Here is a 3580-nt window from a genome sequence, read left to right as displayed (position 1 = left end):
TCACTGCGGATACTGAGAAGGTTAACCAGACAAGCCGAAAGCTGATGGATGCCGTTACCAATATGAAAGAAACGAAAAAGCCGTCAAAGGCAGAACTGAATGCTAAAATTGCGGAAGCAAAGGCAATTAAAAAGGGCAGCTATACGGATGCATCATTTCATGCTCTGACCCTTGCCATTGCAGCAGCAGAAAAAGCAGCGGCAGATCCAAATGCTTCCCAGGCAGTGATTGATGCCCAGGTAAATGCTCTGAAGAATGCAATCAGCAATCTTAAAGTTCAAGTACCGCAGCCATCAAAGACCGCATTAAATGCAAAGATTGCCCAGGCAAAAGCGATAAAGATCGGCAATTATACAAATGCATCCTTTCAGGCACTGACGTCAGCTGTTGCAGCAGCAGAAAAAGTGGCGGCAGACCCCAAAGCAACCCAGGCAGCTATTGATGCCCAGGTCAATGCGCTTACAAGAGCAATTCAGGGATTAAGGATTGACCCGGACAAAGAAGCGGCAGTGAAAGTGCAAGGGTCTACTGTTGCTGTAAAGGCAGCAAATCAGGCATCCAGATATATTAAATTAAGCTGGAAAAAGGTCTCCGGAGCAGATGGTTATGTTGTGATGAACAAAACCAGCAAAGGATGGAAAACGGTGAAAACCGTTAAGAAAGACAGTTCCACATCCTATGTATATAAAAAAGCTGATCTTGGAAGAAGATACACATTTGCAGTAAAAGCTTACAAAAAAGCAGATGGAAAAACAGTCTACAGTAAATATAAAGACGTTTCCATTAAAGCGGTTCCCCAGAGCCCGGTTATAAAAGCAAAAGTATCTAAGGGAAGGGTCACAGTATCCTGGAAAAAAGTATCTAATGTGGTAACCGGATACCGTATTTACAGGAAGACAGGCAAAACCTGGAGCCGTATCGGAATTACAGACCGCAGTGACACCAGTTTTAGGGACAAAAAAGTGAAAAAAGGCAAAACTTATACTTACAAGGTACGTGCATATAAGAAATCAGGCGGCAAGAATATCTATAGCCGATACAGTAATGAAATTAAAGTTACTGTAAAAAAATAATTACATTAAATAATAAATACTTTAACAGGGGAGGATTGCTATTCTGGACCGTTTGAAAATCGCTATCAAACACGTTCTGGTATTGGCGGGTCTTTTCCCTGTTTTATTTTTGTAAAAGATGATTACGCTATGGAGGAATTATGTACAAGTTTAAGAAAATGGTTACTCGAGGTGGACGCCGAAACGATGGTAGTTACAAAGAAGGGTGTCAGCAAGTCCAAGCTGAGTACTTATAAGAAATTATGAAAAGATAAAGGGATTAAGACGGTTGTGAAATTCTAGTGTATAGATATAAAGTAATTTTATAGGGCTGTCTAAGTAACATAGATATATCAGAAAATAAATAATTATTAAAATACGTGCATCAATGATAACCAATCTTCCGTTTTATAGAAGATTGGTTATTTTTTTGAAAAGTGATAGCAAATACCGGGAATTCCTCAAATGGTCATTTAAAATGTCACATCTTATCAAAAAATGAGGTTGTATAAATTATGGTAATTAGATATAATATGATCAGGGTGTTCTGAAAAGATAGAAAATCACTTCCGATATATTAAGAATCTGACAAATACATGATTGCGGAGCCAGTGAAAATGAGAAAAAAGAATGAATTTTATATATATACCAGTATGTGGATGATTGCTGTCATTATTCTGCTGGTGCTTTTAGTGCAGAATCTTGGTGATGCCAGGGTGGTAAATTACAGTGGAATCGTTCGCGGAGCTACGCAGAAGCTGGTGAAAGAAGAAATTAGCGGATATCCCGATGATAAGCTGATTGACAGGCTGGATGGTATCATTGCAAACCTCCAGGCCGGAGATGGTGAATTCAATCTGCGAAGAAACGGCGATAAAGATTATCAGGATCAGCTGGCAAGGCTGAAGGAATTATGGGAAGAGATGAAAAGGGAAATCCAACTGGTGAGGCTGGGGGAAGTTTCTGTAAATAATCTGTATGAACTGAGTCAGATTCATTTTAAGGAAGCAGATGAGATGGTTTTGCTTGCAGAGCAGAGTTCAGTACGAAAATTGTTAAAGTCCATTGGAATCTATACAGCAACGCTGCTTTTGTCCATAGCTGCGTTTACCATTGTAAACAGGCGTAACCGCAGAATGCTTGAGAAAAGTATCCATACCGACAATCTTACAGGTATATTGAACCGGGACGGATTTAAGGCAGAAGCCGCTTCTTTGCTGCGCCGCTATCCGGATAACCGGTATTGTCTGATTGAGTTTGATATAGATGATTTTAAATTTCTGAATACCAGCTATGGCTATGAACAGGGTGACCGGCTGTTATGCGCACTGGCGGACTGCATTCAGTCAAAATACAATGGGGATCAGCTTTGCGCCCGGATTTCCTCAGATGATTTTGTCATTCTGGTGAAGCAAAGTCCGGAACTTGTAGATGAGCTGCGTAACCTTCTTGCAGACACTCTTTATGTGGAATTCCTCAATATTTCGGAGTTTATTACATTTACGATAGGTGCCTATGAGATACCGGAGGATTGCGGCAACATTCAGTCGGTGATGGATAAGGCCAATATGGCTCATAAAAATGCAAAAGCAGAGGGTAAATCCATATCTCTGTGGTATGACGAAATGTTACTGGATAAGCTCAACTGGGAGAACCATCTGACAAAACGCATGCGCAAGGCACTGGGCAACGGGGAATTTAAAATGTATCTGCAGCCGAAATACAGTTTAGATGATCTGAAAATCCGCAATGCAGAGGCATTGGTACGCTGGGATATACCGGATGAAGGTACCGTGTGCCCGGATCAATTTATTCCTTTATTTGAGAGAAACGGAAGTATTGCGGAAATTGATTTTTACATACTGGAAAAAGCCTGTGCTTATATCCGCAAATATCTGGACATATTTGAAACAGAATTTCATATTTCTGTAAATTTCTCAAGAGTTACAATCTATCAGCAAAGATGTTATTCCACAATTTTGGAAATTACAGACCGTTTTCAGATTCCCCACAACTGTATTGAGATTGAAATTACAGAGAGTGCGTTTAACGGTATATCAGAGTTAATCGTGCAGAAAATACGGAATCTCCAGAAGGAAGGGTTCATGATATCCATGGACGATTTTGGATCGGGGTATTCCAGCTTGAATCTGCTGAACAAGCTTCCGATCCAGGTACTGAAATTAGATCAGGAGTTTTTGCGTGAATATGGGACTGAGGGCAAAGCCAAAAATGTAATCAGCTGCGTGACGGAGCTTGCACATACACTGGATATGAAAGTGGTGTGTGAAGGAGTTGAAAAACAGGAACATGTTGATTTCTTAAAGAAGATTGGCTGTGATTATGGACAGGGGTATTTTTTCTCAAAACCGATACCAGAGGAAGAGTTCTTGGCGAAATTGGAACAGTCAGCAAGAGAACTTGCAAATTGACGGATTGTGGAATCAGGGGTATACTAGTACTGCATCCAGCCAGAAACCAAACTGACAGCACTGCCTATTTTGCCATCTGCCGCGTTGTCGTCAGTC

The 3580-nt window shown here is 40.7% G+C and carries 2 protein-coding genes; both read left to right on the top strand.

The annotated features are described in order from the left end of the window. The coding region (locus tag ACH2DQ_RS26270; protein ID WP_395028650.1) for a fibronectin type III domain-containing protein at positions 1-1073 on the top strand (1073 nt) is incomplete at its 5' end. Positions 1074-1669: 596 nt separating this feature from the next. Next, entirely contained in the window at positions 1670-3484 is a 1815-nt protein-coding gene (locus ACH2DQ_RS26265; RefSeq protein ID WP_394912608.1) for a putative bifunctional diguanylate cyclase/phosphodiesterase, read from the top strand. Positions 3485-3580: the final 96 nt, after the last annotated feature.

The sequence above is a fragment of the Robinsoniella sp. genome (genome assembly GCF_034124845.1).
The sequence above is the reverse complement of the archived record's forward strand: the minus strand, read 5'-3'. Positions and strand labels throughout refer to the sequence as shown.